This window comes from Paenibacillus tianjinensis (assembly GCF_017086365.1).
Taxonomy (GTDB): domain Bacteria; phylum Bacillota; class Bacilli; order Paenibacillales; family Paenibacillaceae; genus Paenibacillus_AQ; species Paenibacillus_AQ tianjinensis.
In genome coordinates this window covers 4,851,207-4,864,854 of record NZ_CP070969.1, presented here as the reverse complement: position 1 = coordinate 4,864,854, position 13,648 = coordinate 4,851,207, and the positions used below count along the sequence as shown (strand labels likewise).

At 50.2% G+C, this 13,648-nt stretch carries 10 protein-coding genes; 8 read left to right on the top strand and 2 right to left on the bottom strand.

The window, feature by feature from the left end:
• The first annotated feature begins 348 nt into the window (after positions 1–348).
• Positions 349–1,140: a YetF domain-containing protein gene (locus JRJ22_RS22650; protein ID WP_206101612.1), complete on the top strand. Its 792-nt coding sequence runs from the start codon at positions 349–351 to the stop codon at positions 1,138–1,140.
• A 4-nt stretch (positions 1,141–1,144) separates the two neighbouring features.
• Here JRJ22_RS22650 and spoVB read toward each other — a convergent pair whose 3' ends face one another.
• Positions 1,145–2,734, bottom strand: coding sequence for a stage V sporulation protein B (spoVB, locus tag JRJ22_RS22645; RefSeq protein WP_206101611.1), 1,590 nt, complete (start codon positions 2,732–2,734; stop codon positions 1,145–1,147).
• 207 nt (positions 2,735–2,941) lie between these two features.
• Here spoVB and JRJ22_RS22640 point away from each other — a divergent pair, with 207 nt between their 5' ends.
• From JRJ22_RS22640 to JRJ22_RS22615, 6 genes are all read left to right on the top strand, one after another.
• Complete coding sequence (locus JRJ22_RS22640) at positions 2,942–3,193, top strand: post-transcriptional regulator (protein ID WP_206101610.1); 252 nt, start codon at positions 2,942–2,944, stop codon at positions 3,191–3,193.
• 220 nt (positions 3,194–3,413) lie between these two features.
• A complete protein-coding gene (secD, locus tag JRJ22_RS22635; RefSeq protein ID WP_206101609.1) occupies positions 3,414–4,667 on the top strand; it encodes a protein translocase subunit SecD in 1,254 nt (417 codons plus the stop codon).
• Complete coding sequence (gene secF, locus JRJ22_RS22630; RefSeq protein ID WP_206101608.1) at positions 4,657–5,559, top strand: protein translocase subunit SecF; 903 nt, start codon at positions 4,657–4,659, stop codon at positions 5,557–5,559. Before secD ends, secF begins: the two co-directional genes overlap by 11 nt.
• Before the next feature lie 121 nt (positions 5,560–5,680).
• On the top strand, positions 5,681–6,643 hold the full coding sequence (locus tag JRJ22_RS22625; protein WP_206101607.1) for a cation diffusion facilitator family transporter: 963 nt from the start codon (positions 5,681–5,683) through the stop codon (positions 6,641–6,643).
• Positions 6,644–6,672: 29 nt separating this feature from the next.
• A complete protein-coding gene (recJ, locus tag JRJ22_RS22620) occupies positions 6,673–9,072 on the top strand; it encodes a single-stranded-DNA-specific exonuclease RecJ (protein ID WP_206101606.1) in 2,400 nt (799 codons plus the stop codon).
• Between the two features lie 85 nt (positions 9,073–9,157).
• Positions 9,158–9,676 (top strand): adenine phosphoribosyltransferase, encoded by a 519-nt coding sequence (locus tag JRJ22_RS22615; protein WP_054941877.1) that lies wholly within the window; start codon positions 9,158–9,160, stop codon positions 9,674–9,676.
• A gap of 94 nt (positions 9,677–9,770) precedes the next feature.
• Here JRJ22_RS22615 and uraA read toward each other — a convergent pair whose 3' ends face one another.
• Entirely contained in the window at positions 9,771–11,075 is a 1,305-nt protein-coding gene (gene uraA / locus JRJ22_RS22610) for a uracil permease (protein ID WP_206101605.1), read from the bottom strand.
• 385 nt (positions 11,076–11,460) lie between these two features.
• Here uraA and JRJ22_RS22605 point away from each other — a divergent pair, with 385 nt between their 5' ends.
• Positions 11,461–13,641, top strand: coding sequence for a RelA/SpoT family protein (locus tag JRJ22_RS22605; protein WP_206101604.1), 2,181 nt, complete (start codon positions 11,461–11,463; stop codon positions 13,639–13,641).
• The last annotated feature ends 7 nt before the right edge of the window (positions 13,642–13,648 follow it).

Genomic DNA, 13,648 nt, shown 5'->3' with positions numbered 1-13,648 from the left:
ATACAACCTCCTAAAAGTTTTTTAGCATAGCCCCATTGAATCAGCTTCGGAAAACTGTCTCCGGAAGCATACGCTTAGTTTTTTAGCATAGCCCCATTGAATCAGCTTCGGAAAAACTGTCATCGGAAGCATACGCTTAGTTTTTTGATCATGGGTGTCTTTAACTACTAATCAGTGTATGGGAAGGCTTGCCCCAATAGTACAAGAAAGGCATGGCCGTCCTTTTACCATTAATTTATATGGCAGCTTCCGAATGTTCCCTTGGCAGGGAGGCCAGAATAGGGTTACAATCAACCGCCCCGGAGACAGGTACCGCGGGTGAGAAGCGGAAGGGGGAGCGAAGAGAATATGTTCAAACATATTTCTGTACATATCTTTCTGACCGTGCTGATGTATATCCTCATTTTCCTGAGCATGCGCATTATGGGGAAGCGTGAAATCGGCAAGCTGTCGGTATTTGATCTGACGATCTCCATCATGATTGCAGAAATTGCTGTGTTTGTGATTGAAGATATCGAACGGCCGGTCTACGATGGGATTGTACCTATGGCAACACTGGTTTTGATTCAGATACTAGTTGCACAGCTCAGCCTGAAGAGCAGAAAACTGCGGCTGCTGGTCGACGGCAAGCCAAGTGTCCTAATCTCAGACGGGAAGCTCAACCGGCATGAAATGCGCAAACAGCGGTACAATATTGACGATTTGCTGCTTCAGCTTCGGGGTCAGAATATCGATAGTCCTGCTGACGTGGAATTTGCGATACTGGAGACCAGCGGGCAGCTGACCGTTATAGAAAAAAGTAAAGGTGTCTCATCTACGAACCAGTCCGGCAATAGCAGTTCAGCCGCCGGGGAACAGGAGCAGGATTCAAATGAAGGCGGGAATTCGGACACTGCCGGGAATTCGGGCGCCTCTGGGAGCACTACGCTACCGGGCAAAAAGATCCGATATGAGGGCCTGCCGATTCCGCTGATTATGGACGGTAAAGTGCAGGATGATAATCTGGAAATGATCGGTAAAAACAGATTCTGGCTGCGGACCCAAATCCGCCAAAAAGGGGTTTCTGATTTCCGTGATGTGTTTCTCTGTTCTATCGATCATAAAGGTAAAATTTATGTAGACCGGCTGGACAGCCGATGAGTTTTTAACGCCGCCGTTTGAAGAATGGCACCCGGTCCAGATCACGTACTGAGATGAGGCCGGAGAGCAGGCAGATTCCCAGATAAAGGGCCATGCCGCTCGCGGCGGACAATAAGAACTGCAGCCATCCGGTGTCAGAGAAATGTACAGAGGTATACACGTAAGACATCCCGGCTGCCATGATGATCATTGCGGTGAGTGTTTTGAGGGGATCGGCGATTCTAAGCGACAATTTGATCAGCTTTACTACGCTGGCTCCATGCAGCAGAGTGACCAGAATACTGTTGACCATAATCGCTATGATGGCACCATAGATCCCGTACTCCGGCTGTGAGGCGAGCATTAGGATGAGCAGGATTTTGACCACCGCACCAATCAGCGTATTAATGAGGGCCCGGCCCGGCCGGTCCATGGCTTGAAGAGCGGCCTGCAGCGGTGCCTGAACATAAAGAAACAGTGCAAAAGGGGCCATCATCCGCAGCATTGGGGCGGTGTCCGCATTGCCGTACATAAGCGTGCACAGGGGTACGGCAAGCACATACATGATCGCGGCAAAAGGGGCACCCGTGACCATCGCCAGCCGCAGAGCCTGATGCATTCTTTTATGAATGGTAGTCAGATCATGACGGGCTGCCGCTTCTGACAATGAGGGAACAAGCGAAACCGCAAGTGAAGAGCTCAGCACCCCGGGAAGCAGCAGCAGCGGTATGACCATACCTTGCAGAGATCCGTATTGTGCAGTGGCTGCAGCAGTCGCAATTCCGGCAAGCGCCAGGCTGCGGGCGGTAATGATGGACTCCAGCAAATAGGAAAAGGAACCGACAAGCCGTCCTGCTGTGACAGGAACCGCTATTCCAAGCAGCCGTCTCATTACCGGGGCCGCCTGTGGATCCTCTACTTCTTGCTTTTCATGTCCAGGCTCTGACGGCACTAAAGATAAGCTATTTTCCTTTTTGTCTCTATTCACGATAAAGTAATACTGCAGCAGCAGGGCCAGCATTCCGATAATCTCTCCGACGGTTACCCCCAGCATCGCACCCGCTGCCGCAAAAGCAATCCCCTTCGGCAGCAGAATCCAGGAAAACCACAGCATGAAAAATATCCGGATGACCGATTCCAGCACCGAGGAAAGTGCAGAAGGAATCATGTTCTGCCTGCCTTGAAAATAGCCGCGGTAAATGGAAGACACCGCAACAATGGAGATCATGGGGGTCATACTGACGAAGGTATAGTATACCCGGCTGTCCGTCAGAACAACATTTGAAACCCATGAAGCGCATAGCAGTGCAATCAGGGTGAACAGAAGCCCAAGGCCCAGGCTTAGCGTAAGTCCGGTATGCAGGATGCGGCGCGACTGATCCGGGCGGTTCTCCCCTTCGGCTTCGGCCACCATTTTTGCAATGGCAAGCGGTATTCCTCCGGTAATCACTGTGACCAGCACGATGAAAAAGGGATATCCGAGCTGGTATAAGCCAACGCCCTCGGCGCCGATAATCCGCGGCAGCGCAATCCGGGGAATAAAGCCCAGCATCCGGTTAATGATGCCCGCGGCCAGCAGAATCATCGTTCCTTGAATAAAGCTTTGTTTCCTCAAAGGGCACTCCTTCTTCCTGAAAATGAAATCAATGCAGGTATGCCCGTAAATCAAGCGGGCTTGCTTATTGATATGCTTGACCCTATACACTACATGACAAGCTTTAGAATGTGACATCTTTTTGCGGGAAGCAGGAAAGCGGACAAGGAGGGTCGAATACATTCCTGTAGCCTGCTTTTAGCGAGGAAACTTTGGAGGTGTCATCACGTGGAATCGGAACAATTGAATTTTGACGAACTTAGCGATGCGATCGAGGCCATGTGCTCCAGTAAGGCGGAGGAATTCCAGCTTCTGGGCTATGAGTACGTAACGGGCAAGGATATCTGGGATTGTGTCAGCCGTAACTATGCCAAGGAGGGCAAGCCGCCGCTGCACAAGCTGGTGAACGATATTTATTCATTAAAGGCCACAAGCTATATGAATTATTTGACAATAGCGGCATACAGGGGATTCACCTGATTAAAAGGAACGATTTTCTTTTGCAAACAGCTATAGGAAGCGTTAAAGTAAGAGAGGATCAATTAAGCTGTACCTATCCAAACGGATGGCTTGCGACCCATAGCATAGCCGGCCGTTTCTTTGTGTGAATAGGGCACCGTCATTCTACCTTGAATTGACGGTGATTTCGCACGTAGCTATAATAGGAATATTGAGTAATGAAAGGGGAACTAGCAAGAGCATGAAGAGACTGTTGAGCTTTATCATTACCGTGCTCGTTTTAACAGGCGTTATGGCGTTTACAACTCCAGGGCTGTTGGACAGAGTCCGGCTGGGTCTTGACCTGAAGGGCGGATTCGAGATTCTGTATCACGCTGAGCCGATGGAAACGGGAGGAACGCTGACCCGGGCTTCATTGCAAAAGACAGCGGAAAGCTTGGAAAAACGCGCGAACGCGCTGGGAACAAGCGAGCCTGAGGTGACTACGGAGGGAACAGACCGCATTCGTCTGAAGATTGCCGGTGTTACCGACGAAGCTGAAGTCCGCAAGAAAATGAAAGAACCTGCGGTCCTGACTTTCCGCAGTGCTGCCGAAGGCGATGCAACAGGAGTTTATAGCAAGATTGAACTTGTGGGCAGTGATTTTGTTGAGAATGCTGCAGAAGTTCAGCGCAACAACCTGAACCAGCCAGAGATCAGCATCACTGTTAAAGATAAGAAGAAATTCGCGGAGATTACCGAAAGGTTGCTCGGTAAGGAACTGGCTATCTATCTCGATGATCAGCTGTTGGGCAATCCACCAGTCGTTAGAGCTGTATTGACCGATGGTAAAGCGTCGATCTCCGGAAATTACACGATAGATGAAGCACGTGCATTGGCTGACACCATTAACCTCGGTGCCCTGCCGCTGAAGCTGACCGAGAAATACTCCCAAAGCGTTGGAGCAACTCTTGGTAAACAGTCTCTCGATCAAACAATCACAGCAGGTCTTGTAGGTTCTTTGATTATCCTGATCTTCATGATGGCTATGTACCGTCTGCCTGGTGTTCTGGCCAGCTTCGCGCTGATCCTGCATACTTGGCTGCTGATTCTGGTCTTTGTCATCGCTGACTTTACCCTGACACTCCCCGGTATTGCTGCATTTATCCTCGGTATAGGGATGGCGGTTGATGCCAATATCATTACGAACGAACGGATAAGAGAAGAGATGCGTAGCGGCAAGAGTATCCTGTCCTCCGTAAAAGCGGGTAACAAAACCTCTTTCCGGACCGTCATGGACGCCAATGTAACAACCATTATCGTTGCGGCCGTTATGTTCGCATTCGGTACCGGCGCGGTTAAAGGCTTTGCACTGATTCTGATTGTCGAAATCGTGCTCAGTATCGCAACGAACCTCTATTTTGCCCACTGGCTGCTCACGGTGCTGGTTAAAGCCGGTACTTTGAAAAAACCGAAGCAATTTGGGGTAAAGGAGAGTGACATCCGTGCGCTTTAAGAAAGATATGGATTTCGTGCATCTGAGTAAATATTTCTTTATTTTTTCTATTGTAATTACTGTACTAGGTGTAATCTTCCTGGGATTTATGGGTCTTAACTACAGTGTCGATTTCAAAGCAGGTTCCAACGTCGATGTGTCCTTGTCCAAGAATATTACGCAGGAACAACTTCAGCCTGCTCTCGACAGTCTTGGACTTTCACACGAGCCAAATATTACAATCGGCGACAAGCGGGTGAATATCCGCTACGATGAAGAGCTGGATAATGAGCAGAGTGCTGCACTGAAAACTGCGATTACCAAACTGGATGACAAGGCTTCCTTCGAAGTCAACACCGTTGATCCGGAGATGGCCAAAGAGCTTGCCCGTAATGCGATCTATTCCGTGCTTCTGTCCAGCTTAGGGATTATCGTTTATGTAAGTATCCGTTTTGAATGGCGGTTTGCCGTTGCAGCGATCGTGGCATTGCTCCATGACGCATTCATGGTTGTAGCCATCTTCTCGATCTTCCGCCTGGAGGTAGACCTGACCTTCATTGTCGCGGTGCTTACGATTATCGGATATTCCATTAATGATACGATTGTAATCTTCGACCGTATCCGTGAGAATCTGCGCTTTGGTAAGCAAAAATCGTATGAGGATCTTAAAGCGCTTGTTAATAAGAGTGTATCGCAGACTCTTATGCGTTCCCTCTACACAGCGTTTACAGTGTTTATTGCCGCATTCTTCCTGCTTATTCTCGGCGGAGAATCGATTAAAATGTTCTCGCTCGCTATGGTTATCGGTTTGCTCTTCGGAGCCTATTCCTCCATCTTTATCGCAAGCCCGCTCTGGCTGCTGCTCAAAAAGCGCCAGAAGGTTGCAGTGAAGAACAATCCGGCCAAAGCCTAAGCTTTACTTCCTCCGAAAAGCCGCGTCAAAGGCGACGCGGCTTTTCGGAATCTTTGGAGTAAGATGTCAGGTAGATGCCTCATCATGAGATTACTTGCTACCAGGTAAGGAGGGCCTCAGTATGAATGACAAACAATCACCGCAAAGTGAGACGGTTGCCTGGAACGGGATCGTCAGCGATGCTGCTCTGGCGTTAGCCAAAGGATGTGTAGGCTATTTTACAGGCAGTAAGGCACTGCTGGGCGATGCATTATATTCCGGAGCAGACGCTGCAGCCAAGCTGTCGGAAGCTCTTCCGTGGCGCTCAGAACAGGTTAAGAAGACGGATGAAACACGCCGCACCCAGCAAGGGCAAGGCAACAAAGAACCGATTATTGCGATTCTTTTTTCAGTACTGATTCTTATGGCCGGACTGCAGATTGCCTTTTCCGCCATCCGGGATCTAACCAGAGGGCATTTGTCCACAGTCCCGCCCGCTGCACTAGTTACCGTTCTGATTTCGATTGTATTTAAAGAGGGTATCTTCCAATACCAATACCGTTACTTCAAAAAAATAGGCGATGGCAGCCATGCCGCTTATGCGGATAGCCACCGTTTCAGTCTATATAGTTCAATTACCGCATTAATCGGGATTACATTGTCTATGGTTGGAGGATATATGGAATGGAGTCCGCTGCTGTATATGGACCCGATAGCAGCGCTGCTGACAGGCGCCCTGATTCTCCGTAAAGGCTATTCCATGATTACGGCTTCTGTATATGACAAAAAAAATCAGGAGCTTCCCTCGGAGGAAACAGCCAACTTCATTGAAACTGTCGGGCGTGTGCATGGTGTGATCCGTGTGGAGCATCTTCAGGCGATCGAACAGGGACGATACGTTAATCTTCAGGTTAAAATCAGCGTCAATCCGCGGATTACCGTCATGGAAGCCCAGGATATCTCGGAATGTGCGAGAAAGCTGCTTCAGCACCGTTTTGTCCATGTAGGCGAGGTGCATATGGATGTCGTGCCGTATGATCCGGGTTATCCCTACAAGAGCAACCATCAGCTTGTGGACAACGATATTCCTACGCTGCTTCAGTAGAACGCATGGCGAGAGAAAGGTGAGCCCTATTGCTTCATTCAAAAACAAGATGGCATTCTCCGGCAGCCGATCCCGATACAGTTCGGGATTTGGCCCGGAGCCTTTCTATTTCTCCGCTCCTTTCTTCTTTACTTGTGACAAGAGGCCTGGATGCTCCTCAAGAGGCATTGCTCTTTATGGACGGAGGAGCGGAAGACAGCCATGATCCATTCCTGCTTAAGGGAATGGCCGAGGCTGTCCCGCGTATTAGAAAGGCATTGCAAGACGGAGAACATATTCTGGTATATGGTGATTATGATGCAGACGGAGTGTCCAGCACGGCGCTTATGATCTATCTGCTTCGTTATCTCGGCGCTTCATTCGATATTTATATTCCGCACCGCTCTAATGAAGGCTATGGACTTCATAATCATGCGCTGGATTGGGCAGTGCAGCAAGGCGTTTCGCTTATCATTACGGTTGATACCGGAATCAGTGCGGTCCACCAGATCGCTTATGCTGCGGAACTGGGGATGGAGGTAATCGTTACCGATCATCATGAACCGCCGGAGCATCTGCCGGAAGCGTTTGCCTTGATTAATCCCAAGCTGCCGGATTGTCCTTACCCGTTCAAAGGATTGGCTGGGGTAGGTGTGGCCTACAAGCTTGCCGAAGCATTACTGGACGGTAAGGTGCCTGAGGAATGGAGTGAAATCGCCGCGATTGGCACAGTAGCCGATCTGATGCCGCTGCTCGGTGAGAACCGCAGCCTTGTGCGCAGGGGGCTCTCCAGTATGCGGAATTCTCCTTTTCCTGGGATACGGGCGTTGCTCGAGGTCAGTGGAATAACAATGAGTACCGTGGGTGCGGTGAATATTGCCTTTGGCATGGCACCGCGGATTAATGCCAGCGGCCGGCTGGATCATGCGGGCCGGGCGGTATCCCTGCTGACTACTGCCCACCCGGGCGAGGCGGAGCAACTGGCCGGCGAACTTGACTTGTTGAACAAGGAAAGGCAGCTGGTGGTTGAACGAATTGTTGCTGAAGCTACTGAGAAGCTCTCCAAACAAATAGGTGACGGCGAGCCGCCGGATATTATTGTCCTTGCGGAACAAGGCTGGAATGTCGGTGTCGTCGGGATCGTGGCTTCCAAGCTGCTTGAACGGTATTACCGCCCGGTGATCATTCTCGATATTCATCCGGAGACCGGGATGTGCAAGGGATCTGCCCGCTCGATTCCCGGGCTGGATATTTATGCGGCATTGTCCTCGTGCTCCGGGTTAATGGATCATTTTGGCGGTCATCCGGCTGCTGCCGGAATGAGCCTGCACCGTGACAACCTTAATGCTTTTGCAGCGGCTTTGAATGAATATGCTGCAGCAGTACTGACACCGGAACATCTTGTTCCTGTAACGGCTGCGGATGGTGAAACGGAAATCGCAGATCTGACGCTGCAGGCTGCGCTTGAGCTGGAACGTCTGGCGCCCTTTGGAATGGCTAATCCGTTGCCGAAGTTCATTGTGCGCGGAGCAGCAGTGAAAGAGACCCGGAAGATGGGGCAGGAAGGCAAGCACCTGAAGCTAGTCCTGCAGCAAGGCAGGCATACCATTGAAGCGGTAGCCTTTGGCAAAGGCCCATTGGCTGAATTATTGCCTGGCGGAACTGTCATTGATGTACTAGCCGAGCTGACAGTTAATGAGTGGAACGGCTCGCGCAAGCCGCAGCTAATGCTGCAGGATCTTGCTGTGCCACAATCACAGCTGTTTGACCTCCGAGGCGCAGCTGATGCGGTGAAGCAGGCGGTCTACATCAAAGAACTGCTGCAGCCCTATAGCGGTGGCGCGCCTTTCAGAACAGCTGCGGTCTTTCAGAACAGCCGGTTATCACCGCTTAGTCAATTGAAAGGCATGTCACTGTGGGTTTATGATGAGGAAGCCGGGATCTCTCCTCTCCCTTCTGGACAAGCGGAGGCAAGCGGGACAATATCCCTGCTCTGTCTGCTCGACATGCCGGAAACGCCGGAACAGCTGGATGCCTTGCTTGCTGCTTTTCCGCAAGTAGAGAATATTGCGCTGCTGCACTCACTCCGCGACGGACGTGACCGGCTGCAGATTCCTACGCGCGATCATTTCAAAGCCTTATATAAATTACTGGCGGGGATTGCTGCTGCACCAACACCAGAGCATGAGGTGCTGTTGCGGCTTAGCCGCCAGTCACCGTTAAGTGTGCGCATGCTGGGTAAAATGCTGGATGTGTTCGAGGAGCTTGAATTTATTGAGCGCTCCGGGGGGACAATCTCTTTTGTCTCCCAGCCTTCCGCCAAGAGTTTAACGGCCTCACGGCAATTCGTCAGATTAGGCCAGATTGCCGAAATGGAACAATATTTCATGGAAGGCAGCCTTCGTGAGCTGGAGGATTGGATGCTGGCCCGCCGTCAGGGCGTGTCCTAATTTACAGTTTCAAGCTTTCGAAGTGAGTTTTGTACGAAGTAAATAAAGTGGGCACAGCTCACAAAACTTTCAGGAGATGATACGATTGGATTTCAAAAACAGTATTCGGGTAATTCCGGATTTCCCGCAGGCGGGAATCAGCTTTAAAGATATTACTACATTGCTTAAAGACGGTGAAGCCTACCGTGCAGCAATTGATGAACTTAAAGCGCTTGTCGCTCATTTGCAGATCGATGTAATTGCCGGACCGGAAGCGCGCGGTTTTGTGGTTGGGGCTCCACTCGCTTATGCACTTGGTGTCGGCTTTGTGCCTATCCGCAAAAGCGGCAAGCTTCCTTACGAAACCATCGAAGTGGGCTATGATCTGGAGTATGGAAAGGATACACTTGCTGTTCATACGGATGCTATCAAGCCTGGTCAAAACGTGCTGATTGCTGACGATCTGCTGGCAACCGGCGGTACCATTGCTACTTCTGTCAGTCTAGTAGAACAGCTTGGCGGCAAAGTTGTTGGGGCTGCCTTCCTGATCGAGCTGGTACAGCTTGCCGGACGTAATAAGCTCAATGACATTGAAGTTGTTTCCCTGTTGACCTACGAAGATTAATCTGTCCCGCAGAACCTTTTCCCGGGAAATAAAAAGCGGACCGCTGCCTGATGAGACAGTGGTCCGCTTTTTACCATATATTAGTATTCAGAGCTTAATGAGCGGATTTATCAGATTCATGTTCATTGGACAAGCCCAGAACTTCAATCAGCTTGAAGAACAAGGAGAGCACCATACCAACAATCGTAGCAAGCGCCATACCTTTGAGCTGCACACCGCCTAGATTAAGCGAAATGCCGCTTATGCCTACTACCAGCACCAGAGTTGCAAGAATCATGTTGGTTGCTTTGGAGAAGTCGACTTTCTGTTCTACGAAAATGCGCAAGCCGGATGCGGCGATTACCCCGAATAACAGGAGAGACACCCCGCCCATAACAGGTCCGGGAATATTGGCAATTACAGAAGAGAAGGTTCCCGAGAAGGACAGCAGAATCGCGATTACCGCTGCGCCGCCGATTACAAATACCGAATACACTTTGGTTAAAGCCATAACGCCGATATTTTCACCATAGGTGGTGTTAGGGGTAGAACCTACAAATCCGGAAAGTATAGTGGATATCCCGTTACCCATCAGGGAGCGGTCAAGTCCGGGATCTTTGGTCAGGTCTTTGCCGACAATATTGCTGGTAACAAGCAAGTGGCCAATATGTTCAACGATAACAACAAGCGATACAGGAATGATAGTCAGGATAACCTGCCAGTCGAAGGACGGAGTAGTGATCGTCGGATGGGAGAAGAAGCTCGCGTCAGCGATAGCTCCGGTGTTAACCTGTCCCATAATATAGGCCAGCACATAACCTGTAACGATACCGATGAGGATATGAATGATTTTGGGGAATCCGCGGAACATCACGGAACCGATTACGGTTACACCGAGTGTGACCATAGACAGCGTAATGGCTTTACCGTCCGGAGTCCAGTCTGTAACGCCTTCCGGTGCGATCAGCCCGGACATGCGTGCAGCTACCGGCACCAGTTCAAGTCCGATGGTTGCAACGATAGCCCCCATAACTGCGGGAGGAAATACAACATCAATCCAGCCCGTTCCGGCATAACGGACGATTAATGCAACCAGAATAAAAATAACGCCGGTAACAATAAACGCGCCAAGTGCAAGCGAATATCCATGCTGATGATCTCCCTTGTATTTATCCAGCACACTGAGCACCGGTGAGATAAAGGCGAAGCTTGACCCTAGATAAGCCGGGATTTTGCCGCGGCAGACCAATATATAGAGCAAGGTGCCGATACCGTTCATCAGCAGAATCATGCCCGGGTCTACCCCGAACAGGTTAGGGACAAGCACAGTGCTGCCGAACATGGCGAACAGATGCTGCAGACTCAGTAAAAAGCCCGGGCCCCACGGGAGTTTCTCGTTAACTTGAATTTCGCGTTGCAATGGAGTTCACTTCTCTTTCTCTATGTAGATTTAGGTTAGGTAGGCGAAAACCGCCTTTACTAGATTAAATAGAACGGCGTCTTTTTACAACAACATTTTTCAAAAAAATAAGACTTTATCTGTTTGTGTTGTAAATTGTCCTTTCTTGTTCATATAGCCTTGGTATGAATGCCATGCTATGGGAAGTGTTGACGTAATGCATCGTAAGCGTCATAATTATAAACAACTTTAATCTGCGTGTAGTGCAGCTTGGAAGAGCTGAAGACCTGCAAATATTGTTCCACTTGCGGGTTTATTTTATTAAATGATGGATGAACTCCTATAACATCTTCGAGAAACTCCTATACGGAATTTTTCTTATAGAAAGGAAACGGATACGACGAGAATGGGCATAGAGCAATTAATGGAAAAGGCCGGCGCCTATATAAAAGAAAAAGATCTTCTCCGCATCCGGGAAGCTTATGAGTTTGCCGATCAGGCTCATCACGGGCAGGTTCGGAAATCGGGGGAGCCCTATATTCTGCATCCGCTGGCGGTCGCAGATATTGTCGTTAATATGCAAATGGATGTCATCTCCATTATTGCAGCGCTGCTGCATGATGTAGTGGAAGATACCACGGTGTCTCTGGAGCAGATCCGCGAGAATTTTGGCGATACCTGCGCTATGCTGGTGGATGGTCTGACCAAGCTGGAACGCATCCGCTTCCGCTCCAAGGAAGAGCAGCAGAATGAGAATTACCGCAAAATGTTCATTGCCATGGCCCAGGATATCCGGGTCATTGTGATTAAGCTGGCGGACCGGCTGCATAATATGCGGACGCTTAAGTACCAGTCCGAAGAGAGTCAGCGCAGGATTTCGTATGAAACGCTGGAGATTTTTTGTCCGATTGCCGACCGCCTGGGGATTTCCGCGATCAAATGGGAGATGGAGGATATTGCTCTCCGTTATCTGAATCCGCAGCAGTACTACCGCATTGCCAATTTAGTGCATAAGAAGCGGGCGGAACGTGAGCAGTTCATCGACAGTGTCATCGGAAGGATTCGCGCCAAGCTCGATGAGATGGGCATTGAAGGCGATTTGTCAGGACGTCCGAAGCATATTTATAGCGTCTATAACAAGATGAATACCAAGAATAAGCAGTTTAACGAAATTTACGATCTGCTTGCTATCCGGATCATCGTTGATAACATTAAGGATTGTTATGCGACTTTAGGGATTATTCACACTCTTTGGAAGCCGATGCCCGGCCGTTTCAAGGACTATATTGCTATGCCCAAAGCCAATATGTACCAGTCGCTGCACACCACAGTGGTAGGTCCAGGCGGTGAGCCGACGGAAGTGCAGATCCGTACCTGGGAAATGCACCGCACCGCGGAGTTCGGGATCGCAGCACACTGGGCCTACAAAGAGGGCAGCAGCAACAACGCCAATCCGGAGAACCGGATGCCGTTCTTCCGTGAAATTCTGGAGCTGCAGCATGAAGCCAAGGATGCGGAAGAATTCGTGGAATCGCTCAAAATGGACTTCTTTTCTGATCTCGTATTCGTATTTACGCCCAAGGGTGAGGTTGTGGAATTGCCGGCCGGCTCGGTTCCGCTGGATTTTGCTTTCCGGATTCATACCGAGGTCGGCAACCGGACGATAGGCTCCAAGGTTAACGGGCGGATAGTGCCGCTCGACCACAAGCTGAAGACCGGGGATATTGTGGAAATTCTGACCTCCAAAAATTCTTACGGCCCGAGCCGCGACTGGCTCAAAATCGCCCAATCTTCACATGCGCGCAGCAAGATCAAGCAGTGGTTCAAGAAAGAAAAGCGTGAGGAAAATGTTGAAAAAGGCCGCGAAGCGGTGGAACGCGAGCTGAAACGGCTCAATATGGAGGTCTCCGATTTCCTGACAGAGGATAAGCTCAGCGATGTGGCGAAGAAGTTCGCCTTCGGTGATGTAGAGGATATGCTCTCCGCCGTCGGGTTCGGAGGCATTACTGCCTCGCAGATCGCCAACAAGCTGACTGAGAAGCTGCGCAAAGAGCTGGAGGACGCTGCTAATCATCTGGAGCTTACTTCAGAGATGAAGGAGATCAAGTCCAGCGGCGAGAAACGTAACCAGCCGACCAATGGCGTCCGTGTCAAAGGCATTGATAATCTGCTCGTCCGCTTCGCGCGTTGTTGCAATCCTGTTCCGGGTGACGATATTATCGGTTACGTAACCCGCGGGCGCGGCGTGTCTGTGCACCGTGAGGATTGTCCGAATATTCCAACAGACGGTGACGGGGAAGAATCGGCACGGGTGATCGAGGTCGAGTGGGAAGGCAGCATGGAAGCCAACTACAGTGTCGATATTGAGATCACCGGCCATGACCGCAACGGGCTGCTGAATGAAGTGCTGCAGGCGGTGTCAGAGAGCAAGACAAACATCTCGGCGGTCACCGGACGATCAGACAAGAACAAAATGGCGATGATTCACATGACAATTCTCATCCGCAATACGGATCATCTGCAGTCCGTCGTGGATCGGGTGAAGCGGGTAAAGGTTGTATATACAGTTAACCGTATCATGCAATAAGGCAAGG